Source organism: Pseudomonas sp. FeS53a, from assembly GCF_000931385.1.
GTDB lineage: Bacteria > Pseudomonadota > Gammaproteobacteria > Pseudomonadales > Pseudomonadaceae > Metapseudomonas > Metapseudomonas otitidis.
In genome coordinates this window covers 98,404-123,032 of record NZ_JYFT01000002.1, presented here as the reverse complement: position 1 = coordinate 123,032, position 24,629 = coordinate 98,404, and the positions used below count along the sequence as shown (strand labels likewise).

Here is a 24,629-nt window from a genome sequence, read left to right as displayed (position 1 = left end):
CCTGGCGGCGTGCCGGCGGGGGCAGGGCGGGTCAGTCCGCCAGCAGGTTGAAGCGCTCGTCCCGGGCCCCGGCGCCGATCAGCGCCTGGGCCTGGTCTTCGGTGAGCAGGGCGGTGCCCGCCGTGCAGTGGATCACCGAGGCGCGCAGCCCTTCGTCGGTGGTGACCACCACGTCGCGGATCGGCAGTTCGCAATGGTTGCCGTTGAGTTCGATGGAACAGGTACCGGCGTCGACGTCGTAACTGATGCTCATGGGAGCCTCCTTCAGCAGGCCTGGGAGCCGCACCGGCTGTGGGCGGCTCTGGAACGGGGTACGGATGCCCTGGCGCGGGTCCAGCACGGGGTGGTCACCCGCTGGCCGGGCCGGCCGGGTTGGCGGGGTGGCCGCCCGATAGAGCGCGGCGGCGCCCAGCACGGCCTGCAGCAGCCCCAGCGGGCCGCCACGCAGGGCGCCGCGCAGCAGCAGCCAGCCACCGGCGCCGCACAGCGCCAGGCGGCCAGCCGGTGATGGGCGGCGCGGCTCAGGCCGCATGGCGGATCGCCTGGATCAGCTCGGCCTTGCGCATGCGCGAGCGCCCGGCGATGCCCAGGTCCCGGGCGCGCATCATCAGGTCCGCACGGGTGCTGTCTTCCAGGGACTGGCCCGGACGCGGCGCGCCCTGGCGGGTGGCGGCCGCCTGGCGGGCCGAGGATTGCCGCGCAGCGCGCTTGGCCGTAGCCGGTTTGCGGGTGCCGGCGCCGGACTTCTCGCCGCCGCCGGACTGCTTGTTCACCGTGGCCCAGGCGCGGGCCTCGGCCTCCCTGGGCGCCACGCCCTTGTCCTCGTAGCTCTGCTCGATGTGCTCGGCCTTGCGCTTCTGCTTGTCGGTGTAGGCGTCTTTGCTGCCGCGTGGCATGGCGGTCTCCTCCTGTTTCCGGGCCTCCGGGGCGAGGCCCGCTACAGGGTGGGAGCGGTGGCGCTGCGGGCGAGTTCCGGTGATCTGCGGCGCCGCTCGACCGATGGTCCCGCCGCCCTGAAAGCAGGTTGAACCTTCCGGCGCTGCAGGGGGACTCACCCAAGGGAGCCGCGAAACCCCGTGATTCGGCAGAAGGAACTTCACCATGAAACGAGACTGGGACCTCATCCGCAGCCTGCTGATGGCCGTCGAGGCGCTGGAGGGCGGGCGGCACTTCGCGCCGCGTGCCTGGGACGGGCACTCGGCCGCGCAGGTGGCCCATCACCTGCACCTGCTGGCCCAGGGCGGGCTGGTGGAATGCGCCACGCACCACCCCTGGAATGGCGAGCCGGTGATGATCGCCACCGGCCTGACCCTGGCCGGGCACGACCTGCTCGACCGCCTGGGTGACGACGCCACCTGGGCGGCGCGCAAGGCCGACCTGCTGGCCCGCGAAGGCGCCATCACCCTCGACGGCCTGCTGGCCCAGGGCTTGCCGCCCCGTATCCCCGAGGCCCGCCGCCTGCGCGTGGCCCACGCCGACGCCCGCATCGACTGACCCGGGAGAGCCCCCATGAGTGCAGAACAGGACGCCCCGGCCACCCGCCCGGAGGTGGACGCCTTTCGCCAACGCATCCTCGACAAGCTGCGCTACGCCGTGGGCAAGGACCCCGGCAGCGCCTACCGCCACGACTGGTTCGAGGCCCTGGCCCTGGCCGCCCGCGACCACCTGGTGGACAACTGGGAGGAAGCCGGCACCGGGCAGGCGCGCCGGGACCACAAGCGCGTCTACTACCTTTCCCTGGAGTTCCTCATCGGCCGCCTGCTGGTGGACTGCCTGAGCAACCTCGGCTTGCTGCAGACCGCCCGCGAAGCCCTGGACGGGCTCGGCGTGTCCTTCGACGAAGTGCGCCAGGTGGAGCCCGACGCCGCACTGGGCAACGGCGGCCTCGGCCGGCTGGCCGCGTGCTTCATGGAGAGCATGGCCACCCTCGGCCTGGCCGCCCACGGCTACGGCATCCGCTACGAGCACGGGCTGTTCCGCCAGGTCATCACCGACGGCTGGCAGCAGGAGCAGACCGAGACCTGGCTGGACTTCGGCAACCCCTGGGAGTTCGAACGGCCCGAGGTGAGTTACGGCATCGGTTTCGGCGGCAGCGTGACGACCCTCGAAGAGGAGGGCGGCGCCACCCGCCAGGTCTGGCAGCCCGCCGAGACCCTGCGTGCCATCGCCTACGACACCCCCGTGGTGGGCTGGCGCGGCGCCAGCGTCAACACCCTGCGCCTGTGGCGGGCCCGGGCCATGGAGGACCTGCAGCTGGAACGCTTCAATGCCGGCGACCACTTCGGCGCCGTGGCCGACGTGGTGCGCGCCGAGAGCATCTCGCGGGTGCTGTACCCGGCCGACAGCACCGAGGCCGGCCAGGAGCTGCGCCTGCGCCAGGAGTTCTTCTTCGTCTCCGCCTCCCTGCAGGACCTGCTGCACCGCCACATGCAGGCCCACGGCGAGATCCGCAGCCTGCCGCAGAAGGCCGCGATCCAGCTCAACGACACCCACCCGGCCATCGCCGTGGCCGAGCTGATGCGCCAGCTGGTGGACGAGCACCGCCTGCCCTGGAACGAGGCCTGGGGCATGACGGTGGCGACGTTGTCCTACACCAACCACACCCTGTTGCCCGAAGCGCTGGAAACCTGGCCCGTGTCGCTGATGGAGCGGCTGCTGCCGCGCCACATGCAGATCATCTACCTGGTCAACGCCTTCCACATCGACGCCCTGCGCGCCGCCGGCGAGCATGATTTCGCGCTGCTGCGCGCGGTCTCGCTGATCGACGAGGAGCACGGCCGGCGGGTGCGCATGGGCAACCTGGCGTTCCTCGGCTCCCACAGCGTCAACGGCGTTTCGGCGCTGCACACCGACCTCATGCGCGAGACGGTGTTCCGCGACCTGCACCGGCTCTACCCCGAGCGCATCAGCAACAAGACCAACGGCATCACCTTCCGCCGCTGGCTCTACCAGGTGAACCCCGGGCTCACCGCGCTGCTGGTGGAAACCCTCGGCGAATCCCTCCTTGACCAGCCCGAGCACCAATTGCGCAACCTCGAGCCCTGGGCCGCCAAGCCGGGCCTGCGCAAGCGCTTCGCCGCCCAGCGGCAGCAGAGCAAGGCCGCGCTGGCGGCCCAGGTGCAGGAGCGCCTGGGCATCACCCTGGACACCACCGCGCTGTTCGACGTGCAGGTCAAGCGCATCCACGAGTACAAGCGCCAGCTGCTCAACCTGCTGCACACCGTGGCTCTGTACCAGGCCATCCGCAACGAGCCGGCCACCGACTGGGTGCCCCGGGTCAAGGTGTTCGCCGGTAAGGCCGCCGCCAGCTACCAGCAGGCCAAGCTGATCATCAAGCTGGCCAACGACATCGCCCGCACGGTCAACGCCGACCCCACGGTGCGTGGCCTGCTGAAGGTGGTGTTCCTGCCCAACTACAACGTCAGCCTGGCGGAGACCATCATCCCCGCCGCCGACCTGTCGGAGCAGATCTCCACCGCCGGGCTGGAAGCCTCCGGCACCAGCAACATGAAGTTCGCCCTCAACGGCGCGCTCACCATCGGTACCCTGGACGGCGCCAACGTGGAGATGAGCCAGCTGATCGGCGCCGAGCACATGTTCATCTTCGGCCTCACTGCCAGCCAGGTGGAGCAGCGGGTGCGCGCGGGCGACCTGGACATGCAGGCCGTGGTCGCCGCCGACGACCGCCTCGCCGCTGCCCTGGAGGCGATCCGCAGCGGGGTCTTCTCACCGGACGACCCGAGCCGCTACCAGGGCCTGGTGGACGGCCTGGTGCACCACGACCGCTTCATGCTCTGCGCGGACTTCAGCGCCTACTGGCACGCCCAGCGCCGGGTCGACGCCGCCTGGCAGGACCCGGACCGCTGGTGGCGCTCGGCGGTGCTGAACACCGCGCGTGCCGGGTGGTTCTCCTCCGATCGCGCCATCGGTGAGTACGCAGCGGACATCTGGCAGGTGCCGACCCGGCGGGATTGATTCCTGCGGGTGTTACCAGAAGCCCGCCTGGCGCCGCTCGGCCGTGTAGTCCAGGGACAGCCCGAAGGCCTCGCGGAAGAAGGCCGCCAGGCGGGTATCCAGCACCGTCTCGTTGACCGAGGCCGGCGCCGCTTCCAGGCGCCGGGTTTCCCCTGTGTCGGTGAAGAAGCACTCATGGCGTACCCGTGCGGCCGCCGTGTCGCCCAGCAGGCGGTAGCGGCTGGGCCGCTCGCCGGGGCGTGCCACCTCCAGGCACAGGGCGGGCCCCACGCTGTTGGCTTCGTCGCGCACCACCGCTTCCAGCCCCGCCTGGCGGGCGTGGCGCGCGGCGTCTTCGAACAGCGGGCGGGCGATCTGTTGCAGTAGGGCATGCAGGTCGTGCGGGGGCTGATCCATGGGGCGGCTCCTCTCGGCGTGGCGGGTCCGAACGGTAGAGCCGCCGGGCTGGCGCGAGGTTTCAGCCGGCCGCCGGGTGGTCGCCTAGCCGCGCTGCCCCGACGATTTGCGGTACGCCCCCGGCTGCACCCCGGTGACCTTGTGAAAGGCGCGGGTGAAGGCCGCCACCGACTGGTAGCCGACGGCATCCGCCACCTCGGCCACCATCCGCCCGCTGTCCAGCAGGCGGCACGCCTGGCGCATGCGCAATGCCAGCAGCACGTGGCCCGGTGATTCCCCCGCCAGCTCCTGGAAGCGCTTGAAGAACGCCGAGCGCGACAGCCCGGTGCAGGCCGCCATCTCCTCCAGGCTCCAGGCCCGGCCGGGCTGGGCGATCAGCTGTTCCAGCAGCCCGGCGAAGGCCGGCTGGCGCGCCAGCGCGGCAAGCCCGCCGAGGCGGGTGTTGTCCGTCACCTGCTGGCGCAGCACGTAGAGGAACAGCAGGTGGCTGAGGCGCTCCAGCAGGGCCGGCGAGGGCGCCGGAAGGCGCGCGCACTCCTGCAGGATCAGCTCGAACAGGCTGCGCGCAGCAGCCAGGGAGGGGTCGCCCCTGCGCAGCACGATCCACGGCGGCAGCGACTCGACGATCAGCGCCGACAAGCCCTGGCGGAAGTGGAAGAATCCGCACACCAGCCCCACGCCATCCCCGGCGGCCGGCTCCAGGGCCTGCATGGTGCCCTTCGGCTGGGCGCGGGCGGCCTCCGCCGTCGCCTCGCCGGAAAGCCGGTAGGCCAGGTCGCGCAGCAGGAACACCGCGTCGCCGCTCTCCAGGCGCAGGGCCTCGCTGCCGTCGTCCAGGTGCAGCCAGCAATGCCCCTGCACCACCAGGTGGAAGCTGGCACGGGCCAGGCCCTGGGTGCTGGCGTGCCAGCCGCCGCAGTAACGGCCGACGTGGAAGAGGCTGGTGTCGAGTTCGAGGTTCTCTAATAACCAATCGACCAGGGGGCTGGATGAATTCATCTAAGGGAAAGACTCAGGAGCAAGTGATAGCGACTTTAGAATATTGAACGGGTTTCTTATTACCAACAGACTTTTCGGCACCCGAACCGACCCAGGAGAAGACTCCATGTCCCGTGTGCCCGTACAGACCCTAGACAGCGCCCCCGAAGCGGCGCGCCCGTTCCTCGAAAACGCCCTGAAGAACTCCGGCTTCATCCCCAACCTGCTGGGGGTGCTGGCCAATGCGCCGGCGGCCCTGGAAACCTACGTCACCGTCTCGGCGCTGAACGGCAAGGCTGAGCTGAACCTGGCCGAAAGGGAAGTGGTGCAACTGGTTGCGGCAACTCGCCACGGCTGCGATTTCTGCGTAGCCGGGCACACTGCCGTCGCCACCAACAAGGCCAAACTGCCGGCCGAGGTGGTCAGTGCCCTGCGGGAAATGGCGCCCCTGCCCGAGGCGCGCCTGGAGGCCCTGGCGGCCTTCACCCAGGCCGTGATCGCTACACGGGGCGATGTCAGCGACGCTGACTTCGCCGCCTTCCGCGCAGCCGGCTTCACCGACGGCAACGCCCTGGAGGTGATCCTCGGCGTGAGCCTGGCTACGCTTTGCAACTTCGCCAACGTCTTCGCCCGTACGCCGCTCAATGACGAGCTGGCCAGGTACCGCTGGCAACGTCCGGGGGCCTGAGCCCCGGACGCCGATGATCAGGAGATCGACATGCTGGACCCCAACCTGAGCCACTGGCTCGACAGCCAGGCCGAGGCGCTCGACACCGGCGCCTGCGACCCCGACACCCTGCTGCACGCGCTCAGCCAGGCCGGCCTGCCCAAGGTCGGCGTGGACCGCGCCCTGGGCGGCGATGGCGGCACCCTGCACGACGCCATCGAGACGGTCGCCGCCGTGGCTGGCCACTCGCTCACCGCCGCCTTCGTGCTGTGGGGGCAGCGCGCCTTCATCGAGTACGTGCTGCACACCCCCAACGAGGCCCTGCGCGAGCGCCTGCTGGGCGACCTGCTGGCTGGCCGCGTGGCCGGTGCCACGGGCCTGTCCAACGCCATGAAGTTCCTCAGCGGCGTCGAGGCGCTGCAGGTGCGCAGCCAGGCCACCGAGAGCGGCTGGCGCCTGGACGGGCGCCTGCCCTGGGTGACCAACCTGCGCCGCCAGGGCTTCCTGGTGGCCGCCGCCGTGGAGGCCGGGGAGGGCCAGCCGCCGCTGGTGCTGGCGATCCCCGACGGGCTGGCGGGCCTGGCGCGCTCCGCCGACCTCGACCTGCTCGGCCTGCAGAGCAGCAACACCGCCGCCCTCGACCTGGCCGGGGTGGCGCTCGACCGCGCCTGGCTGCTGCACGAAGACGCCCGGCGTTTCCTCCCCGGGGTACGCCCGGCCTTCCTCGGCCTGCAGTGCGGCATGGCCCTCGGCCTGGCGCGGCGCTGCCTGGACGAGGTGCAGGCGCACCTCGGCGACGGCGGTGGCCGGGCCCTGCTGGAGGCCGAGCTGGGCACGCAGCGCACCCGCCTGGAGGCCCTGGCCGGCGAACTGCACCAGGGGCTGGACGAAGGCCGCTTCCTCGCCCAGCCGGCTGCGCAGTTCCGCCTGCGCATCGGCCTGGCGGAGAGCGTCGCCGACGCCATCCAGCTTGAGCTGCAGGCCAGCGGTGGCAAGGCCTACCTGAGCGAGCACGGTGCGGGCTTCGCGCGGCGCTGGCGGGAGTCGGCCTTCGTGCCCATCGTCACCCCCAGCCTGGTGCAGCTGCGTACCGAACTGAACCGCCAGGCCCGCGAGGTGGTGGCGTGAGCGACGGGTTGCTGACGGCCGAGGGCATCCGCCTCGGCTACCTGCGCGGCAACCAGCGCCAGGAGGTGCTGGCGCGCTTCGACTTGCAGCTGGCGCCGGGGGAGGTGGTGTCCATCCTCGGCCCCAGCGGCGTCGGCAAATCCAGCCTGCTGCGGGTGCTGGCGGGCCTGCAGCAGCCCTGCGGCGGGCAGGTGCGGCTCCACGGCGAGCCGCTGGACGGCCCCCACCCGCGCGTGGCGGTGGCCTTCCAGGACCCGAGCCTGCTGCCCTGGCTGAACCTGGAGAAGAACGTGGCCTTCGGCCTGGATTTCGCCCGCCAGCCCAAGCTGGCTGCCGCCGAACGCAAGGCGCGGGTGGAGCAGGCCATCGCCGCCGTGGGCCTGGCCCACGCCCGTGGCCACTTCCCAGCGCAGCTCTCCGGCGGCATGGCCCAGCGCACCGCGCTGGCCCGCTGCCTGGCGCGGCGCCCCGAGGTGCTGCTGCTGGACGAACCCTTCGGCGCGCTGGACGAGGTGACCCGCGCCGACATGCAGCAACTGCTGCTGCGACTGATCCACGAGCAGCGCACCGCCGCCGTGCTGATCACCCATGACATCGACGAGGCCCTGCTGCTCTCCGACCGCATCCTGCTACTGGGCGACACCCCGGCGCGGATCCTCGGCGAGTGGACCCCGGACCTGCCCCAGCCACGGGCGGAGCGGGTGGAGGAACTGGGGGCCTTGCGCGTCGACATCCTCAAGACCCTACGGCGGGCCAGCCGCGGAAACGGAACCCCAACCCCTGATACGGAGGCCCACGATGTGCCTGGACGATCCCTCTCATTCCCGACGTGACATCCTCAAGCTCGGCGCGCTGCTGACCGCCGCCGGCGCGCTGCCGCTGCTCACCAGCCTGCAGGCCCGCGCGGCCGCCGAGCCGGACGCGCCGGTGCGCATCGGCTACCTGCCGATCACAGACGCCACGCCGCTGCTGGTGGCCCACGCCAACGGCCTGTTCGAGGCCGAGGGCATCAAGGCCGAGCGCCCGGTGCTGCTGCGCAGCTGGGCGCAGGTGATCGAGGCCTTCATCTCCGGCCAGGTGAACGTCATCCACCTGCTGTCGCCGATGACCGTCTGGGCCCGCTACGGCAGCAAGGTGCCGGCCAAGGTGGTGGCCTGGAACCACGTCGGCGGCTCCGGCCTCACCGTGGCGCCGGGCATCGAGCAGGTGGCCCAGCTGGGCGGGCGCACCGTGGCGATTCCCTTCTGGTACTCCATCCACAACGTGGTGGTGCAGCAGTTGCTGCGCGACAGTGGCCTGGTGCCGGTGAGCAAGCCGGTGGGCGCGGCCCTGGCCGCCAACGAAGTCAACCTGGTGGTGCTGCCGCCCTCGGACATGCCGCCGGCCCTGGCCAGCAAGCGCATCGACGGCTACATCGTCGCCGAGCCGTTCAACGCCCTGGCGGAGAACCTCAAGGTCGGCCGGGTGCAGCGCTTCACCGGGGACGTCTGGCGCAACCACGCCTGCTGCGTGGTGTTCATGCACGAGCACGACCTGAACAACCGCCCCGAGTGGTCGCAGAAGGTGGTCAACGCCATCGTCAAGGCGCAGCTCTGGACCCGCGAGAACCGTGCCGAGGCGGCGAAGCTGCTGTCCAAGGACGGCGCCAACCGCTACACCCCCCACGCCCCCGAGGTGCTGGGCAAGGTGCTGGCCCCGGCGGCCGGCGAGCGCGACGGCTACGTGAAGAGCGGTGCCATCCGCCATGCCGCGTGGGACGAGCAGCGCATCGATTTCCAGCCCTATCCCTTCCCCAGCTACACCGAGGAGCTGGTCAGCCGCCTGAAGGACACCCTGATCCAGGGCGACAAGTCCTTCCTCGCCGGGCTCGACCCCAAGGCCACCGCCGCCGACCTGGTGGACGACCGCTTCGTGCGGGCGGCCCTGGCCGGCGTCGGCGGGCTGGAGGCGTTCGGCCTGGGCGGCGGCTTCGAGCGCACCGAGGAGATCGCCGTTTGAACCTGAACCGCCTGTTCCTTGGTCTCGGCGGCCTGGCCGCCCTGGGCCTGCTGTGGTGGCTCGGCGTGGCGGCCGGGGGCGGGGACGACGGCCTGGCCGCGCGCTTCTCGCCCCAGCAGACCCTGGCCAGCCTGCAGGAGCTGCTGCACCGTGGCGAGCTGTACGAGCACGTGTGGGTGAGCCTCAAGCGCATCCTCGTCGGGCTGTCCCTGGCGCTGCTGGTGGGCGTGCCCCTGGGGCTGCTGGTGGGCAGCTCGCGCAACCTGGAGGCCGCCACCACGCCGGCCTTCCAGTTCCTGCGGATGATCTCGCCGCTGTCCTGGATGCCCATCGCGGTGATGCTGATGGGGGTGGGCGACCAGCCCATCTACTTCCTGCTGGCCTTCGCCGCCGTCTGGCCGATCCTGCTCAACACCGCGGCCGGGGTGCGCCAGTTGGACCCGCGCTGGCTGCAGCTGGCCCGCAGCCTGAGCGCCACCCGCCGGGAAATGCTGCTGAAGGTGATCGTGCCCGGCGTGCTCGGCCACGTGCTGACCGGCGTGCGCCTGGCCATCGGCATCCTCTGGATCGTGCTGGTGCCCTGCGAAATGCTCGGGGTCAGTGCCGGGCTCGGCTACTACATCCTCGACACCCGCGACCGCCTGGCCTATTCGGAGCTGATGGCCATGGTGCTGCTGATCGGCGTGCTGGGCTTTGCCCTGGATGCCGCCGCGCGGGGGCTCTACCAGCGCTGGTCGCACACCTGAGGCGCCGGGCGCTTCAGGCGTGGGAGGCGAGGCGGGCCTGGTTGCGACCGGCCTGCTTGGCCTGGTAGAGCAGCTGGTCGCAGCGCGCCAGCAGGTCCTGGGGATGGGCCAGCCCTGGCGCGCTGGAGAGGCCGCCGCCGAGGCTGATGGTGAGGTGGTCCAGGCCGTCCGGGCGGTGGGCATGGTCGATCCCCAGGTCCGCCACCTCGCGGCGCAGGCGCTCGGCGATGGCCAGCAGCTCCTGTGCGTCGCTGACCTGCAGCAGCACCACGAACTCCTCACCGCCGTAGCGGAAGATCTCCGCCTGCCCACTGCGCAGCGCACTGCCCATGGCCTCCGCCACCTGGCGCAGGCACTGGTCCCCGGCCGGGTGGCCGTAGTGGTCGTTGTAGGGCTTGAAGTAGTCGATGTCGGCCATCAGCAGGGCGAAGGGGCGGCCGTTGCGGCCCATCTGCTGCCAGTGCTCGTCCAGGTGCTGGTCGAAGGCGCGGCGGTTGCCGACCCGGGTGAGGGCGTCGGTGCTGGCCATCTCCTGCAGGCGCTGGTTGAGCAGCGCCAGCTCCTCGCGCTGGCGGCGCTCCTCCTGCTCGGACAGGAAGGCCTGGCGCACCCCGGCGATGTTGGTCCAGCTGATGGCCAGGCTGAAGATCAGCACCGGCACGAACACCAGGGCGAAGATCATCACCGCCTTGGGGTTCCCCGGGTGGAGCAGCCAAACGTTCCAGAAGATCACCCCGGTGATGATCATCGAGCAGGTGAGGATGCCCCGGAACGAATAGCGCACCCCCAGGTTGCCGAGGACGATGAACACCACCGAGGCGTAGAGGAAGGTGGGCACGTCCGGCGAGCTGCTGGCCTTGAGCAGCTCGAACCAGGCGACGGTGGAGACGATGTCGTGGAACGGCATCAGCATGTCCCGCACCAGCACGCTCCGGCAGTAGCGGAACACCAGGAAGATGTTGAGCAGCCCGACCAGGCTCAGGCCGCCGCGCAGCAGCAGCGAGTTCCAGGCCATGTCCGGGATCAGCAGCGCGTCGGCCAGGACGTAGGAGTCGTAGGCGATCATCGCGATGAAATTGATCGCCAGCAGGAAGCGCCCGTGGCGTTCGAGCACGTAGCGGCGGAAGGCCGGCATCTGGCCGGGAGGAATGTGGCGCGTACGCGGCCGGGCAGGGGATTCGAAGGGTTCGAGTCGGGTCATGGGCCGCGCGGGAGTGATGGCGAGCGGCCAGTTTAGGGGGCGCCCGCGATGCCGTCCATCGCCTCGCGAGCGCCTTTTCACGGGGCTAAAGCCAGCGTCGGACCTGCTCGCGGTAGGCCAGGTAGTCGGCGCCGAAGAGCTGTTCGAGCATGCGTTCCTCCGGCGGGATCTGGTAGCGCTCGATGTACAGCATGAACAGCACCACGCCCGCCAGGGCGAAGGGCGCGGCGAGCCACAGGCCCCAGCCCAGCAGCATCAGGGCGAAGCCCAGGTACATGGGGTTGCGGGTGCGGTGGTAGATGCCGCGGATGACCAGGGCCGAGGTGCGCTCGGGGTGGATCGGGTTGACCGTGGTGCGGGCCTGGCGGAAGGCCAGGGCACCGGCCAGGCAGACCGCCACGCCGGCGGCCAGCACCAGCAGCGCGAGCAGCAGCCACAGCGCCGGGGGCAGGGCGAAGGGCAGGCCCGGCGTAACCTGGGCCAGGCCGTACATCAGCGCGGCGCAGGCCAGCCCCACCAGCGGCGGCGGGATGCGTCGCTCCAGCCAGCGGGCACGGGGGAGCGCGGTGGGTGTCTGGGTCATGGGGCTGTCCTTGCGAGGTGGGGGAGGCGGCATCATCAAGCCTGGAGTGGCTACAGAGTCAAGCACGCCTCCTGCGCCTCACTGGTCCCGTTCGAAACGCACGCCGGGCTTGGCGCGTTCGTCCACCCGCAGTTCGAAGACGTCGGGGCGGGCGTAGTGGCCGACCACGTCGAAGTCGTAGCGGGCGCGGGTCAGCTGGTCGGTGTCCACCTCGGCGCAGAGCAGGCCGGTGGCGTTGCGCAGCGGGCCGGCGAGCACCTCGCCCAGCGGGTCGACGATCACGCTGCCGCCCTGGATCAGCGGGCGGTCGTCATCCCAGCCCGGCACCTCGATGCCCAGCTCGCGGGGCGAGGGCTGCACCTGGCAGGCGCTGATCACGAAGCAGCGGCCCTCATGGGCGATGTGGCGCATGGAGCATTGCCACACCTCGCGCTCGTCCACCGTCGGTGCGCACCACAGTTCCACGCCCTTGGCGTACATGGCGGTGCGCAGCAGCGGCATGTGGTTCTCCCAGCAGATGGCGGCGCCCAGGCGGCCGGCGGCGCTGTCCACCACCGGCAGGGTGGAGCCGTCGCCCTTGGCCCAGATCAGCCGCTCGGTGCCCGTGGGCATCAGTTTGCGGTGCCGTGCCACCAGGCCTTCGCCAGGCTCGAAGAACAGCGCCGTGCAGTACAGCGAGCTGCCCGCGCGCTCGATCACCCCCAGCACCAGGCTGGCGCCGGTGCGGGCGGAGAGGCCGGCCAGGGCCTCGGTCTCGGCGCCCGGCACGTCGATGGCGTTGGCGTGGTAGCGGGCGAAGGCCTCGCGCCCCTCCGGCAGGCGATAGCCCAGGCGGGTGCCGAAGATCTCGCCCTTGGGGTAGCCGCCCAGCAGCGCCTCGGGCATCACCACCAGGGCGGCGCCGGCGTCGCGGATGGCTTGTTCGTAGGAGAGGATGAGGTCCAGGGTGGCCTGCTTGCCTTCCGGCAGGGAGCCGATCTGCAGGGCGGCGACGGTGCGGCGGGGCATGGCGTGGGTCCTTGCTTGGTGAGGGATGGCGGGGATGCTATAAGCCCCGCTTCCCGCAATGAATGGCGATTCGCTGCTAATCGATATGAAGCGCATGAATATCGAACAGGCCGACCTGAACCTGCTCAAGGTCTTCGAGGCCCTCCACGAAGAAGGCAGCGCCAGCCGCGCCTCGGTGCGCCTGGGGCTGACCCAGTCGGCGGTCAGCGCGGCCCTCGGGCGCCTGCGCCTGCTCTACGGCGATGCGCTGTTCCAGCGCACCGGGCGCGGCCTGGCGCCGACCCTGCTGGCAGACCAGCTCAAGCCGGTGATCAGCGAGGCCCTGGACCGGGTGCGCCAGAGCCTGGACCTGGTGGCCCCGGAGGACGGCGACTTCAGCGGACGCTCGGTGACGGTGGGGCTCTCCGACGACTTCGAGATCGCCCTCGCACCCCGGCTGCTGGCCCAGGTGGCGCGGCGGGCGCCGCAGCTGCGGCTGATCTTCCGCCAGACCCACAGCCAGATCGTCAACGCCGCGCTGATGGAGCGCCAGGTGGACCTGGCGATCACCTCCGGCGGCATCACCAGCCAGGGCCTGAGCCGCGCCTTGCTGGGGGAGGGCGGCTACGCCTGCGTGGTCGACCCCGAGGGGTTCGGCGATGCCGGGGCGCTGGACCTGGAACGCTTCGTCGCCAGCCCGCACCTGCTGATTTCCTCCGGCGGCTTCATCGGCATCGTCGACGAGGCCCTGGCCGCCCTCGGGCGCAGCCGCCGGGTGCTGGCCTCCACCACCCACTTCGCCGCCTTGCCCTACCTGCTCAAGGGCACGCCGGCCCTGGCCACGGTGCCGGCCCATGCCGCCGAAGCGGTGGCCCGCGTCAGCGGCCTGCGGGTGCTGGCCTGCCCGCTGGCGCTGCGGCGCTACCCCATCGAGCTGGGCTGGCGATCCCGCGCCCTGGAGGACCGCGCCGTGGCGCTGGTCCGCGAGGCCATCGAGGACTGCTTCCCCCTGACCCCGTCCCAAGGAGCCTGAGATGGACAAGTTGCTGGCCCTCAAGCTGTTCGTCGCCACCGTCGATTGCCGGGGCTTTTCCGCCGCTGCCCGCCAGCTGGGGCTGGCCACCTCCTCGGTGACCCGCGCGGTGGACGGGCTGGAGCGCGAGCTGGGCGCAGTGCTGCTGAACCGTTCGCCGCGCCAGGTCACGGTGACCGAGGCGGGCACCAACTATTACCTCAGCGCGCGGCAGATCCTCGAACAGCTGGCCGAGGCCGACGCCGCCGTGAGCGATGGCGGGGACGAGCCCAGCGGGCCGCTGCGGGTCTCCGCGCCGGTGTCCTTCGGCCGCCACCGGCTGTCGCCGCGCCTGGGCGCCTGGCTGCAGCAGTACCCGCGCCTGGAGCTGGACCTGGCCCTGACCGACGAGATCGTCGACCTGCTGGGGGAGCGTGTCGACGTGTCCATCCGCCTCGGCGTGCCGGCGCCCATGGACGGCGTGGTGGCGCGGCCCCTCGGGCAGTTCCGTCGCCGCGTGGTGGCCAGCCCCGGCTACCTGGCCCAGCGCGGCACGCCGGAGCACCCCCGGGAGCTGGCCGGGCATGACTGCCTGCGCTTCGACTTCGGCCGCGCCCGGCAGTGCTGGACCTTCCACGACGCCGCCGGGACGCGCCTGCCGGTGCCGGTGCACGGCCGTCTGCGCAGTAACAACATCGACGTGTTGCGTGATGCGGCCCTGGCCGGCGCCGGCCTGGCGCTGCTGCCCGACTGGCTCGCCGAGGCGGAGCTGGCGGACGGGCGCCTGTGCGAGCTGCTGCCCGGTTGGTCGGTCAACCCGGACGACTCGCAGCCCCAGGTGACTGCCCTGTACCTGCCCAATCACCGGGGTTCGCGGCGCATCGCCGCGTTCATGGCGTTCGTGGCGGAGCAGTTGTGAAGCTCCGTTGCGCCGCACGCAACGCCATGTTGCGGCGGGGGCGGATTCAGTCGCTGGGGCGGGGCGCATAACCTTGGCGCCAGGTTCCCTGCCAACCCGAGGATTGCGATGAACACCCAGACCCTTGCCCACTCACCCGTTGCCCATGCCCTGGGGCGCGGGTTGGTGATGCTCTTCGCGCTGTGCTGCGGCGCCATCGTGGCGAACATCTACTACGCCCAGCCGATCATCGAGCTGATCGCCCCGGATGTGGGGCTGTCCAGCCACGGCGCCAGCCTGATCGTCTCCCTGACCCAGGTCGGCTATGCCCTGGGGCTGTTCTTCCTGGTGCCCCTGGCGGACCTGCTGGAGAACCGCCGGCTGGTGCTGGCGACCCTGGCGGTGACCTTCTTCAGCCTGCTGGCGGTGGGTTTCACCGAGCGGCCGGGCGGGCTGCTGCTGGCTTCGGCGCTGATCGGCTTCAGCTCGGTGTCGGTGCAGATGCTGATCCCCCTGGCGGCGCACCTGGCACCCGAGGCCAGTCGTGGCCGGGTGGTGGGCGGCATCATGGGCGGCCTGCTGCTGGGCATCCTGCTGGCGCGGCCGCTGTCCAGCCTGGTGGCGGACCACTTCGGCTGGCGCACGGTATTCTTCGCGGCGGCGGGCCTGATGCTGCTGATCGCCGGAGTGGTGCGCGTGGCGCTGCCCGATCATCGCCCGGCCCACAAGGCCAGCTACGGCCAGTTGCTGGCCTCCCTCTGGCACCTGCTCCAGCGCGAGCCGGTGCTGCGTCGCCGGGCGTTGTACCAGGCGTTGCTGTTCGCCGCGTTCAGCCTGTTCTGGACCACGGCGCCCGTGGAACTGGCGCGGGTCCACGGCCTTTCGCAGTCGCAGATCGCCCTGTTCGCCCTGGTGGGGGCCATCGGCGCCATCGCGGCCCCCATCGCCGGGCGCCTGGCGGACGCCGGGCACACCCAGCGCCTGTCGTTCCTGGCGATGGGGCTGGCGGTGCTGAGCTTCATCCCCGGCTTGCCGGGCCTGCCCCTGGGCGTGGTGGGGCTGGCGCTGACCGGGGTGCTGCTGGACTTCGCCGTGCAGATGAACATGGTGCTCGGCCAGCGCGAGGTCTACGCCCTGGATGCCAGCAGCCGCGGACGCCTCAACGCGCTGTACATGACCAGCATCTTCATCGGCGGCGCCCTCGGCTCGGCGGTGGCCAGCCTGGCCTACGAACAGGGCGGCTGGTTGCTGGTTGCCGGGCTTGGTGCGGGGCTGCCGGCGCTGGCGCTGCTGGCCTTCGCCCTGGTGGGCCGGCCACGGGTGACCCCCGTCTGACTGGCGGACCAGTGCCAGCGGATTTTCCTTGAACCAGCCGACAACATTCCGCTGCCGGCTGGCCTAGGCTCCTGTATCCCGACCCGCCGGGTCGGCTCTTGAAACGATCGCAGGGAGCGAACCGATGAAACTGGCCAAGGACGACATAGCCCGCTTGTTCACCCTCCATTTGCCGGACTACCGCTGTGAGGTCTCCCGCCACGGCGTGGCGGAGCTGGCCCTGCAATTCACCCACCGCGCCCTGGGCGACGTGTTCACCCTCTGCGTACCGGCCCGCGAGCTGGATGGCGCCCCGGCGGTGCGGGCCCTCAGCCGGGTCCTGGCGGAGGAATTCGAAGGCGCCGTGGGCGCGCGCCTGTGCTTCGGCACCCTGCGTCGCCGGGCCTGAGCGCAATAACGTACAAGACCGGCCCGCTGGCGGGCGGCACCTTCGGCGGGTCCTTCCTGCCCGAGCGTTGCCATGGCTTTGCACATCGAAACCCCGTTGATCCACTCCCACCCGCTCTCCGCAGCCGCCGGGCGGCGCGTCCGGCTCAAGCTGGAGGCGTTGCAGCCGCCCGGTTCGTTCAAGATCCGTGGCGTCGGTGCCGCCTGCGAGGTGCACGCGCGGGCGGGCAAGCGGCGCTTCATCTGCTCCTCCGGGGGCAATGCCGGGCTGGCGATGGCCTTTGCCGGGCGCCAGTTGGGCGTCCCGGTGACGGTGGTGGTGCCGGAGAACACACCGGAGCGCGCCCGCGAAGCCCTGCGCCGCGAAGGCGCGGACCTGCGGGTGCACGGCGCCGCCTGGCACGAGGCCAACGAACTGGCGCTGTCCCTGGTGGGCCCGGAAGACGCCTTCATCCACCCCTTCGATGACCCGCTGCTCTGGAGCGGCCACGCCAGCCTGGTGGACGAGGCCGTGCGCCAGGGCCCCCGGCCCGGCGCCGTGGTGCTCTCGGTGGGCGGTGGCGGCCTGTTCAGCGGCGTGGTGGAGGGCCTGCGCCGCAACGGCTGGGACGATGTGCCGGTGGTGACGGTGGAAACCCGGGGCGCCGCGTCCTTCGCCGCTGCGCGGGAGGCCGGCACGGCGGTGACCCTGGACACGCTGGCCACCTGCGCCGGCTCCCTGGCTGCGCGCCGCGTGTGCGACCGCGCGGCCGAGCTGGCCCGGCTGCACCCGGTGCGCAGCCACCAGGTCAGCGACCGCGAGGCACTGCGGGCCTGCGAGCGCTTCCTCGACGATCACCGCCTGCTGGTGGAGCCGGCCTGCGGCGCGGCTTTGGCGGCGCTCTACGGGGAATGCCCGGCACTGGAAGATGTCGACGACGTGCTGGTGGTGGTCTGCGGCGGGGTGACCGCCAGCCTGGAACAGATCCGCGCCTGGCACGCCCAGGCCGCCGACTGAGTTGCACGAATCTTCCAGACAGCGCCGCTGGGCGGCCGATAATGGCGGGCCGCACCCCCTGCGGTGCAGGATGGCCCCCTGGCTGAGCGGAGCGCGCCCATGGCGGATGGCAACTGGATCGACCTCAAGCAGGATGCCGGCACCGGCATCGAGACGTTGCGCGCGCATTTTCGCGGGCACGCCTACGACCCGCACTGGCACGACAGCTACCTGGTGGGCGTCACCGAGCAGGGCGTGCAGCAGTTCCATTGCCGGCGTGCCCGGCACACCAGCACTCCCGGCCAGGTGTTCCTGCTGGAGCCGGGGGAGGTCCATGACGGGCATGCGCCCACCGAGGATGGCTTCACCTATTCCATGCTCTACCTGGAGCCGGACTGGCTGGAACGCGAGCTGCGCAGCCTGTTCGAGGACGCCCCTGCCCATTGCCAACCGAGCTTCGCCGACACCCTGGCCAGCGATCCGCAGCTGGCGCTGGCGACCCTGACCGCCTTTCGCGCCCTGCACCAGCAGGAGCTGCGCATGCTGCGCCAGGCCGCGGTGGACCAGTTGCTGGTACGCATGACCGACCACCTGCACTGGCGCAGCCAGCAGCGCCAGGACCCGCGCCTGCCCCTGGTGGCGTTGCGGGCGCGGGACTACCTGCAGGCCCACCTGGGTGAGGACATCGGCCTGGACGACCTGGCGCTGGCCGTGGGGGTGGACCGCTTCCGCCTCAGCCGCGCCTTCAAGGCCGCCTTCGGCCTGGCGCCCCACGCCTACCTGATCCAGCTGCGCCTGAGCCGGGCGCGGCGGCTGCTGGCTCGTGGGCAGACGCCCGCCGAGGTGGCCAGCGCCCTCGGCTTTGCCGACCAGAGCCACCTGGGGCGCTGGTTCCGCCGGGCCTACCGGCTGACCCCGGCGGACTACCGCCGACGCTGCACGGGCCTTCCAGACTGAGCGGCCGGCGGGCCGGAAGATGGGGGCTCCCCACCCTGGAGCCCGCCATGGACACGCTGTCACCCTTCGCACTCTTCGCCTTCGTCGCCTCCATCACCCCCGGCCCCACCAACCTGCTGGTGCTGGGTAACGCTGCGCGCTTCGGCCTGCGCCGGGTCTGGCCTGTCGTGCTGGGCGCGTGCGCCGCGGCCACGGCCATCCTGGTGCTGGTCGGCCTTGGCCTTGGGGAGGTGCTGCTGCGCCTGCCCGTGCTGCAGCATGTGATGAGCACGGTGGGTTTCGCCTGGCTCTGCTGGTTGGCCTGGGGCCTGTATCGCAGTGCCGGCAGCGACCTCGATCCGAATGCCGGGCGTCCCCTGGGTGTGCTCGGCGCCATGGGCCTGCAATCGATCAACCCCAAGGTATGGATGACGGCCCTGGTGGTGATGGGCGTGTTCCTGCCGGGGGCCAGCGATCCGGGCACCCGGGTGCTGCAACTGGGGCTGGTGTTCCTGCTGGTATCGGTCCCGTGCATGGCGGCCTGGGCCTTGCTGGGGGCGGGTAGCGCACGGCTGCTGCCGGGTCGCCAGGCGCAACGGCGGTTCAACCGCCTCATGGCTGTGCTGTTGTTCCTGTCGGCGTGCCTGGGGCTGATCGGTGGCGTGTAGGCATGTGCTGACGTGAGTCGTCTGCTGGTGGTGGCTTTTTCCGTCGATTCCGTCGACTGCCTTTGGCCTCGCCAACTCTCTAGAATCGCTGGCTCTAAAACCCTACGAGCAATGTGGTTTATGAGATCGAAGCCTAGAGGCTGTATCGGGGTGCTGCTGGCCCATGTGGTGGGCGTGCTGGGCATGTGGGGCGCGGCAACGGCGTGGGCGGATTGCACCGGCACGCTCCGACAGAGTGTTTACTCTTTTCCTCCGGACCTGAAGATTTCTGCGTCATTGGGTAGTGGCTCCATCCCTTTTGACTCCGGGTGGATGGACATGGGGGCCAGTCACGTCACTTGCAGCGGCACGACACCGATTACCATCCGCTTCGGGTACAGCGGCGCGATGTCTTCAATTAACGCCGGTCCCTATGTCTACCAAGCGGGTATAGAGGGGCTTGGGGTGAGGGTGGCCTGGTCCTACGATCCGAGCTTGCAGCCAGCCGGTATCCTCAACGGTACGCGCCCGATTACCTGGCCCAGTGAAGCCTCAAGTGTCCAGCCTGGCACGTTGAGTCCTCCCCAACTGTTCCGGATTCAACTGGTAAAACTGAAGAGTGGCCCACTGCCTGGCGGTTCGGTTGTATTGCCTCCCGTGGAGATCCGCTATGGCAGCCACCTGTCCAACCGCCTGCTGTTCAACACCCTGGCCGTCAACCAAGTGCGGGGCAGTTGCCGGGTGGTCAGCCCGCTGGTGTCGTTGCCTCCGGTGGGCACGGATCGCTTCCACGGTGTGGGGCCGCTGGACGTGTTGGCAAGGTCGTTCAACCTGGAGTTGAACTGCGACGGCGGCTTGAGCGTGTCCTACGTGGTTACCGGTGAGACCTCTGTCCCCAACGTGCTGGTAAACCGCGCTCAGGGCGGGGCTCAGGGCGTCGGTGTGCAACTGGTCCAGGCGGGGAGCGGTGTTGTGCTGCCCATCGGCCAGCGTCTGGTTGCCGGCAAGACCGAGGAGAGCGGAGCGATCAAGGTGCCGCTGATAGCGCGTTACTACCAGACCGCGGCCCAGGTGTCCCCGGGCGGCGTGACGGCCATCGGCGAGGTCACCCTGTTCTACGACTGATCGCGCCGCCAAAGCAGGCATGAGCCATAACCATCTGGTTGGCCTGCATCGCATCTGACGCTAGGCTTGCGCGCATTGCCCTGCCTGGACCTGCCCGTGAACATCGACACCCGCATCAAGTTCCGTCACCTGGTGTGCTTCCTCGAAGTGGCGCGCCAGGGCACTTTGGCGCGCGCGGCGGACAAGCTGGCGGTCAGCCAGCCGGCCATCTCCAAGACCCTGCGCGAGCTGGAGGACCTGCTGGGCGCCAGCCTGTTCGTGCGTGGCCATGGCGGGGTCACCCTGAGCGAGGCGGGGGTGGCCTTCATGCGTTATGCCGGGCCCTGCGTGCAGGCCCTGCGGGACGGGGTGAACAGCCTGCGCAGCGGCGAGCATGAGTCGGCCACGCTGCGCCTGGGGGTGCTGTCCACCGTGGAGAGCCTGCTGGTGCCCGAAGCGGTGCGCCGCCTGCATGCGCGCCACCCGTCCCTGGTGGCCAGCGTGATCACCGGCCCCAGCGCCTGGCTGCTGTCGCAGCTGCACCTGGGCGAGCTGGACCTGGTGGTGGGGCGCATGACCGACAGCCCGCAGATCCAGGGGCTGGTGTTCGAGCACCTGTACAGCGAGTCGATGACCCTGGTGGTGCGCCCCGGCCACCCGCTGCTGGCGGAACCCGTGGTGCGCGAGGCCCTGCAGGGCTTCCCGCTGGTGCTGCCGCTGGCCGGGACCACCATCCGCAAGTACGCCGATGCCTTCTTCGTGCAGTGCGGCGTGGCGCAGCCGCGCCAGCGCCTGGAGACCCTGTCGGTGGCCCTGAGCCGGCGCTACGTGCAGACCGGCGAGGCGATCTGGATCGCCCCCTACGACGCGGTGCAGCTGGACCTGCGGCGCGGCGAGCTGGTGGAGCTGGACCTGGGCATCCGCGAGCCCGGCGGCTCGGTGGGCATCTGCAGCAACGCCGCGCTGCCGCTGCCCCTGGCCGCCCACTGGTGCGTGGAGGTGCTGCGCGAGCTGGGGCAGGACTACCGGGACGGCCACTACCCGGAGTCGGGCGGTGCCTGATTCGCCCATAACCCAGCGGTTATGCCTGGCGGTGTTCTTTTCAGTTCACGGGCCGTGTCCCAGCGGCGAGACTGCCAACCGCCCGCTGCCTGGCAGCCTCCACAACTCGAACAACAGGAGACCGACATGGCCGATCTTCCCTCGGAAAGCCGCTTTGTCATCCGCGACCGTAATTGGCACCCCAAGGCCCTGACCCCCGACTACAAGACTTCCGTGCCGCGCTCCCCGCGCCAGGCGCTGGTGAGCATCCCGCAATCACTGTCGGAAACCACCGGCCCGGACTTCTCCCACCTGAAGATGGGCGAGCACGACAACGACCTGCTGCTGAACTTCAACCACGGCGGCCTGCCCATCGGTGAGCGCATCGTCGTCTCCGGCCGGGTCATGGACCAGTACGGCAAGCCGATCCCCCACACCCTGGTGGAGATGTGGCAGGCCAACGCCGGCGGCCGCTACCGTCACAAGAACGACCGCTACCTGGCGCCCCTGGACCCCAACTTCGGCGGTGTCGGCCGTGCCCTGACCGACAGCGAGGGCCGCTACATCTTCCGCACCGTCAAGCCGGGCCCGTACCCCTGGCGCAACGGCCCGAACGACTGGCGCCCCGCGCACATCCACTTCTCCATCAGCGGCCCGTCCATCTCCACCCGGCTGATCACCCAGCTGTATTTCGAAGGCGACCCGCTCATCCCGCTGTGCCCCATCGTCAAGAGCATCGCCAACCCCGATGCCGTGCAGACGCTGATCGCCAAGCTGGACATGGGCAACGCCAACCCCATGGACTGCCTGGCCTACCGCTTCGACATCGTGCTGCGCGGCCAGCGCAAGACCCACTTCGAGAACCGCTGAGGAGACACCCGCATGCCCATCGAACTGCTGCCGGAAACCCCTTCCCAGACCGCCGGCCCCTACGTGCACATCGGCCTGGCCCTCGAAGCCGCCGGCAACCCGACCCGCGACCAGGAGATCTGGAACCACATGGCCAAGCCCGGCGCGCCGGGTGAACACATCGTGCTGATCGGCCACGTCTACGACGGCAACGGCCACCTGGTGCGCGACTCCTTCCTGGAGTTCTGGCAGGCCAACCACGAGGGGGTGTACGACACCGCCTTCGACCTGGAGAAGCCGTTCAACAGCTTCGGCCGCACCGCCACCACCTTCGACGCCGGCGAGTGGACCCTGCACACCATCAAGCCCGGCGTGGTGAAGAACGCCGCCGGGGTGCCCATGGCGCCGCACATCAACGTGTCGCTGTTCGCCCGGGGCATCAACATCCACCTGCAGACCCGCCTGTACTTCGAGGACGAGGCCCAGGCCAACGCGGCGGACCCGGTGCTCAACCTGATTGAGCAGCCGCAACGCCGCGAGACGCTGGTGGCGCGCCGCTGCGAGGTGGAGGGGCGCCTGGCCTACCGCTTCGACATCCGCATCCAGGGTGAAGGGGAAACGGTGTTCTTTGACTTCTAGGGAACCGGCCCCCGTGCCCGATGCGCTGACCGAACCCATCGGCCAGCGCATCCAGCGGCACTTCGAGTCGGCGCTGGAGGCCCGGGGTTACCGGGCCGACCCCGCGCAACGCACCGCCATTGCCCGTCTCGGCCAATGGCTGGAGGCGTTTGTGGCGGGGCGCAGCGGCTGGCTGCGGCGGCTGCCAGCCGGCCTCTACCTGTGGGGCGGCGTGGGGCGCGGCAAGAGCTTCGTGATGGACGCCTTCTTCGACGCGGCCCCGGTGCCGGGCAAGCGGCGGGTGCATTTCCACGCCTTCCTGCAGGAGTTGCAGGGGCGCATCGCCGCCTTCGCCGGCCAGCCGGACCCGCTGGCCCTGGCGGCCCGCGCGCTGGCCGGGGAGGCCCCGCTGCTGTGCTTCGACGAGTTCCACGTCCATGACATTGGCGATGCGGTGCTGCTCGGGCGCCTGCTCAAGGTGCTGGTGGAGGAGGGCGTCGGCCTGGTGTGCACCTCCAACTACCACCCGGACGGCCTGTGCCCGAACCCGCTGTACCGGGAGCGCTTCAAACCCGCCATCGCCCTGATCGAGAAGCGCTTCGAGGTGATCCACCTGGACGGCGGCGAGGACTACCGCCAGCGTGGCGGCGAGCGGGAGGCCTGGGGCGAATACGCCTGGCCGCAGTCGGCCTTTGGCGAGGGCTGGATCGCCGCCCGCCTGGGGCTGGAGGCGGCGGATGGCCAGGTGCTGACGGTCAACCACCGGCCGCTGCCGGTCCGGGCTGCAAGCGCTGACCGGGCCTGGATCGCCTTCGACAGGCTCTGCCGGGACCCGCGCTCCAGTGCCGATTTCCTCTGGCTGTGCCGGCAGTTCCGCCACCTCGCCATCAGCGAGGTGCCGTGCCTGGGCGAGGAGGCCATCGACGTCCAGCAGCGCTTCGTCAACCTGGTGGACATCGCCTACGACGCCGGCACGCGCCTGCTGCTGACCAGCGAGGCGGACCTCGACGCCCTGTGCCGGGGCAAGCCGCACATGGACTTCTCACGAACCCGCAGCCGGCTCCGGCAACTGCGCCCGCTGCACCCCGACCTTCCGGATTGAACATGCTGCAGATACTCGCCATCACCGCGCCGATCTTCATCCTCATCGGCCTGGGCTTTCTCTCCGCACGCTTCGGCCTGGTGACCCAGGTCCAGGCCCAGGGCATGGGCCGCTTCGTCATCACCTTCGCGCTGCCGGCGCTGGTGGTCCACGCGCTGCTGCAGCGGCCCCTGGGCGAGGTCCTCGACCTGGGCTACCTGCTGGCCTACGGGCTGGGCTCGCAACTGGTGTTCTGGGGCGGCCTGCTGTTCACCCGGCTGGTGCGGGGTGAGCCGTTGAGCGCATCGGCCATCACCGCGCTGGGGATGTCGGTGTCCAACAGCGGTTTCATCGGCTACCCCATCGTCGCCCTGGTGGTCGGCCCTTCGGCGGGGGTGGCCCTGGCGCTGAACATGCTGGTGGAGAACCTGCTGATGATCCCCCTGGCCCTGGGCCTGGCCGAGATGGGCCAGCAGGGCGGCAGCCGCCTGCGCGATGCGCTGCGCGACACCTTCCTGCGCCTGCTGCGCAACCCGGTGGTCATCGGCATCAGCGTCGGCCTGCTGCTGGCGCTGCTGGAGGTGCGGCTGCCCGCGGTGCCGGCGCGGGTGGTGGACATGCTGGCCTCGGCCTCCGCCCCGGTGGCGCTGTTCGTCATCGGCGCCAGCCTGCTCGGCTTGCGTGCCGGCGGCCTGCTGGCGGACGTGGCGCAACTGAGCCTCGGCAAGCTGGTGCTGCACCCGCTGGTGGTGCTGCTGTGCTTCCAGCTGCTGCCGCCGACGGACCCGATGCTGAAGGTGGCCGGGGTGCTCTTCGCCAGCGCGCCGATGATGAGCATCTACCCCATCCTCGGCCAGCGCTTCGGCCAGGAAGGGCGCTGCGCGGCGGCGCTGGTGGCCTGCACCGTGCTGGCCTTTGGCAGCATCAGCCTGTTCATCGGCCTGATGCACTGAGCGCTGCACAGTGCCAGCCCCGGGCGCGCGGGTAGCGCGCCGGGGTGGTGGCGTCTGCGGGGGGAGGTGGGCACTGCCTTGTGGGCAGGGCCCTGCCCGGAAGGGCGCGGCACCTGACCGAACCGCGCGCTCC

At 70.7% G+C, this 24,629-nt stretch carries 27 protein-coding genes; 20 read left to right on the top strand and 7 right to left on the bottom strand.

Going from position 1 to position 24,629, the window contains the following annotated elements; genetic code table 11:
* Window positions 1-31: 31 nt before the first annotated feature.
* Together SZ55_RS27015 and SZ55_RS00455 are read right to left on the bottom strand one after the other, a co-directional pair.
* Window positions 32-532 (bottom strand): DUF3203 family protein, encoded by a 501-nt coding sequence (locus tag SZ55_RS27015; RefSeq protein ID WP_052807492.1) that lies wholly within the window; start codon window positions 530-532, stop codon window positions 32-34.
* On the bottom strand, window positions 522-896 hold the full coding sequence (locus SZ55_RS00455; RefSeq protein WP_044399604.1) for a Rho termination factor N-terminal domain-containing protein: 375 nt from the start codon (window positions 894-896) through the stop codon (window positions 522-524). Before SZ55_RS00455 ends, SZ55_RS27015 begins: the two co-directional genes overlap by 11 nt.
* 205 nt (window positions 897-1,101) lie before the next feature.
* On the opposite strand from SZ55_RS00455, the gene SZ55_RS27215 reads away from it, so the two are divergent.
* On the top strand, window positions 1,102-1,494 hold the full coding sequence (locus tag SZ55_RS27215) for a DUF2513 domain-containing protein (RefSeq protein ID WP_082078088.1): 393 nt from the start codon (window positions 1,102-1,104) through the stop codon (window positions 1,492-1,494).
* 15 nt (window positions 1,495-1,509) lie between these two features.
* A complete protein-coding gene (locus SZ55_RS00445; protein ID WP_044399601.1) occupies window positions 1,510-3,975 on the top strand; it encodes a glycogen/starch/alpha-glucan phosphorylase in 2,466 nt (821 codons plus the stop codon).
* Window positions 3,976-3,987: 12 nt separating this feature from the next.
* Here the strand turns inward: SZ55_RS00445 and SZ55_RS00440 are convergent, their stop codons facing one another.
* Together SZ55_RS00440 and SZ55_RS00435 are read right to left on the bottom strand one after the other, a co-directional pair.
* The gene (locus SZ55_RS00440; protein WP_044399598.1) at window positions 3,988-4,371 is read right to left on the bottom strand and encodes a hypothetical protein; all 384 of its coding nucleotides are present in this window, start codon (window positions 4,369-4,371) and stop codon (window positions 3,988-3,990) included.
* 84 nt (window positions 4,372-4,455) lie between these two features.
* Window positions 4,456-5,370: an AraC family transcriptional regulator gene (locus SZ55_RS00435; RefSeq protein WP_044399595.1), complete on the bottom strand. Its 915-nt coding sequence runs from the start codon at window positions 5,368-5,370 to the stop codon at window positions 4,456-4,458.
* A 106-nt stretch (window positions 5,371-5,476) separates the two neighbouring features.
* On the opposite strand from SZ55_RS00435, the gene SZ55_RS00430 reads away from it, so the two are divergent.
* From SZ55_RS00430 to SZ55_RS00410, 5 genes are read left to right on the top strand one after another with little or no spacing between them, the layout of a single operon-like run.
* Entirely contained in the window at window positions 5,477-6,037 is a 561-nt protein-coding gene (locus SZ55_RS00430; protein ID WP_044399592.1) for a carboxymuconolactone decarboxylase family protein, read from the top strand.
* A gap of 30 nt (window positions 6,038-6,067) precedes the next feature.
* Window positions 6,068-7,144 carry an acyl-CoA dehydrogenase family protein gene (locus tag SZ55_RS00425; RefSeq protein WP_044399590.1) on the top strand — a complete coding sequence of 359 codons (1,077 nt, stop codon included), beginning with the start codon at window positions 6,068-6,070 and terminating at the stop codon, window positions 7,142-7,144.
* Window positions 7,141-7,977: an ABC transporter ATP-binding protein gene (locus tag SZ55_RS00420; protein WP_044399587.1), complete on the top strand. Its 837-nt coding sequence runs from the start codon at window positions 7,141-7,143 to the stop codon at window positions 7,975-7,977. Before SZ55_RS00425 ends, SZ55_RS00420 begins: the two co-directional genes overlap by 4 nt.
* A complete protein-coding gene (locus SZ55_RS00415) occupies window positions 7,943-9,142 on the top strand; it encodes an ABC transporter substrate-binding protein (protein ID WP_044399583.1) in 1,200 nt (399 codons plus the stop codon). The genes SZ55_RS00420 and SZ55_RS00415 overlap by 35 nt, the downstream gene beginning before the upstream one ends.
* The gene (locus tag SZ55_RS00410) at window positions 9,139-9,888 is read left to right on the top strand and encodes an ABC transporter permease (RefSeq protein ID WP_044399579.1); all 750 of its coding nucleotides are present in this window, start codon (window positions 9,139-9,141) and stop codon (window positions 9,886-9,888) included. The genes SZ55_RS00415 and SZ55_RS00410 overlap by 4 nt, the downstream gene beginning before the upstream one ends.
* Window positions 9,889-9,901: 13 nt before the next feature.
* Here the strand turns inward: SZ55_RS00410 and SZ55_RS00405 are convergent, their stop codons facing one another.
* The 3 genes from SZ55_RS00405 to SZ55_RS00395 form a co-directional block, all read right to left on the bottom strand.
* The gene (locus tag SZ55_RS00405) at window positions 9,902-11,089 is read right to left on the bottom strand and encodes a GGDEF domain-containing protein (protein ID WP_044399576.1); all 1,188 of its coding nucleotides are present in this window, start codon (window positions 11,087-11,089) and stop codon (window positions 9,902-9,904) included.
* 85 nt (window positions 11,090-11,174) lie between these two features.
* Entirely contained in the window at window positions 11,175-11,672 is a 498-nt protein-coding gene (locus tag SZ55_RS00400; RefSeq protein WP_044399573.1) for a methyltransferase family protein, read from the bottom strand.
* 78 nt (window positions 11,673-11,750) lie between these two features.
* Entirely contained in the window at window positions 11,751-12,680 is a 930-nt protein-coding gene (locus tag SZ55_RS00395; RefSeq protein WP_044399570.1) for a carbon-nitrogen hydrolase family protein, read from the bottom strand.
* Between the two features lie 85 nt (window positions 12,681-12,765).
* On the opposite strand from SZ55_RS00395, the gene SZ55_RS00390 reads away from it, so the two are divergent.
* The 13 genes from SZ55_RS00390 to SZ55_RS00330 all read left to right on the top strand — a co-directional run bounded on the left by SZ55_RS00390 (window position 12,766) and on the right by SZ55_RS00330 (window position 24,496).
* A complete protein-coding gene (locus tag SZ55_RS00390; RefSeq protein ID WP_044399567.1) occupies window positions 12,766-13,692 on the top strand; it encodes a LysR family transcriptional regulator in 927 nt (308 codons plus the stop codon).
* A gap of 1 nt (window position 13,693) precedes the next feature.
* Window positions 13,694-14,590 carry a LysR family transcriptional regulator gene (locus SZ55_RS00385; RefSeq protein WP_044399564.1) on the top strand — a complete coding sequence of 299 codons (897 nt, stop codon included), beginning with the start codon at window positions 13,694-13,696 and terminating at the stop codon, window positions 14,588-14,590.
* 108 nt (window positions 14,591-14,698) lie between these two features.
* Entirely contained in the window at window positions 14,699-15,904 is a 1,206-nt protein-coding gene (locus SZ55_RS00380) for an MFS transporter (protein ID WP_044399561.1), read from the top strand.
* Window positions 15,905-16,028: 124 nt separating this feature from the next.
* Window positions 16,029-16,292: a hypothetical protein gene (locus SZ55_RS00375; RefSeq protein WP_044399558.1), complete on the top strand. Its 264-nt coding sequence runs from the start codon at window positions 16,029-16,031 to the stop codon at window positions 16,290-16,292.
* 72 nt (window positions 16,293-16,364) lie between these two features.
* Window positions 16,365-17,288: a pyridoxal-phosphate dependent enzyme gene (locus SZ55_RS00370; protein ID WP_044399556.1), complete on the top strand. Its 924-nt coding sequence runs from the start codon at window positions 16,365-16,367 to the stop codon at window positions 17,286-17,288.
* Between the two features lie 99 nt (window positions 17,289-17,387).
* Window positions 17,388-18,224: an AraC family transcriptional regulator gene (locus tag SZ55_RS00365; RefSeq protein ID WP_044399553.1), complete on the top strand. Its 837-nt coding sequence runs from the start codon at window positions 17,388-17,390 to the stop codon at window positions 18,222-18,224.
* A 47-nt stretch (window positions 18,225-18,271) separates the two neighbouring features.
* Window positions 18,272-18,871: a LysE family translocator gene (locus tag SZ55_RS00360; protein ID WP_044399550.1), complete on the top strand. Its 600-nt coding sequence runs from the start codon at window positions 18,272-18,274 to the stop codon at window positions 18,869-18,871.
* Window positions 18,872-19,021: 150 nt separating this feature from the next.
* Window positions 19,022-19,975 carry a fimbrial protein gene (locus tag SZ55_RS00355; RefSeq protein WP_044399547.1) on the top strand — a complete coding sequence of 318 codons (954 nt, stop codon included), beginning with the start codon at window positions 19,022-19,024 and terminating at the stop codon, window positions 19,973-19,975.
* A gap of 96 nt (window positions 19,976-20,071) precedes the next feature.
* Window positions 20,072-21,016 carry a pca operon transcription factor PcaQ gene (gene pcaQ, locus SZ55_RS00350; protein ID WP_044399544.1) on the top strand — a complete coding sequence of 315 codons (945 nt, stop codon included), beginning with the start codon at window positions 20,072-20,074 and terminating at the stop codon, window positions 21,014-21,016.
* 126 nt (window positions 21,017-21,142) lie between these two features.
* On the top strand, window positions 21,143-21,865 hold the full coding sequence (gene pcaH / locus SZ55_RS00345) for a protocatechuate 3,4-dioxygenase subunit beta (protein WP_044399542.1): 723 nt from the start codon (window positions 21,143-21,145) through the stop codon (window positions 21,863-21,865).
* Between the two features lie 12 nt (window positions 21,866-21,877).
* Window positions 21,878-22,483, top strand: coding sequence for a protocatechuate 3,4-dioxygenase subunit alpha (gene pcaG / locus SZ55_RS00340; RefSeq protein WP_044399537.1), 606 nt, complete (start codon window positions 21,878-21,880; stop codon window positions 22,481-22,483).
* Window positions 22,484-22,496: 13 nt separating this feature from the next.
* Entirely contained in the window at window positions 22,497-23,564 is a 1,068-nt protein-coding gene (gene zapE / locus SZ55_RS00335; protein WP_236692369.1) for a cell division protein ZapE, read from the top strand.
* 2 nt (window positions 23,565-23,566) lie between these two features.
* Window positions 23,567-24,496: an AEC family transporter gene (locus tag SZ55_RS00330; RefSeq protein ID WP_044399530.1), complete on the top strand. Its 930-nt coding sequence runs from the start codon at window positions 23,567-23,569 to the stop codon at window positions 24,494-24,496.
* The last annotated feature ends 133 nt before the right edge of the window (window positions 24,497-24,629 follow it).